The sequence below is a fragment of the Erwinia sp. MYb416 genome (assembly GCF_037479575.1).
GTDB lineage: Bacteria > Pseudomonadota > Gammaproteobacteria > Enterobacterales > Enterobacteriaceae > Erwinia > Erwinia rhapontici.
Genome location: NZ_JBBGYT010000216.1, coordinates 1 through 513, shown reverse-complemented (window position 1 = coordinate 513; position 513 = coordinate 1). Strand labels below are relative to the sequence as shown.

The 513-nt window shown below is 57.3% G+C and carries 1 protein-coding gene; it reads right to left on the bottom strand.

Features of this window, described 5'->3' with window-relative positions:
- Positions 1–350: 350 nt before the first annotated feature.
- On the bottom strand, positions 351–513 hold a 163-nt coding region (locus WH277_RS01995), incomplete at its 5' end, for an IclR family transcriptional regulator domain-containing protein (protein WP_339504094.1).

Sequence of the window (513 nt, the reverse complement as noted above, 5' to 3'; positions counted from 1 at the left end):
GCGCAGACCCTGCCACTAGTGCACACCATCAACACGGATCGATCGGAAACGATAATCGACCCCGACGAGGGATTGCCATAGCATGGCAGTGTTAAAACCACAGCGAGCACTCTGCCATTGGGGATGAGGCTCGTTTGAGGTAAGCCGGACGTCACGCGCCAGGGATGGCGCGAGCCGAGGCCCGCATGGATGCGGCTTTTGCCGATCCGGCGTGCTCAAACGGGCCTTAGCCCTGTCACACCGTCTCTAGCGAAGAAATGGGGGGATACCTCCCCGACGGGAGATCGCCCTGTCGTGGTAGTGTTAAAACCACAGCGGCACAATTTTTTGTGCCCACATTACCCGTTTAATTACCCGTGAAAACCCAATTCAGCAGAGATCGCTTTCGCGGTGGCTACCACAGGGGCCATCAGCTTTTTCACCCCAATTTGCTGGAGTTTCGCCGTCGGCAGGGACACGGATACCGCATACGGCACCCGCTGCTGAATATCAAACACCGGAGCGGCAATACAG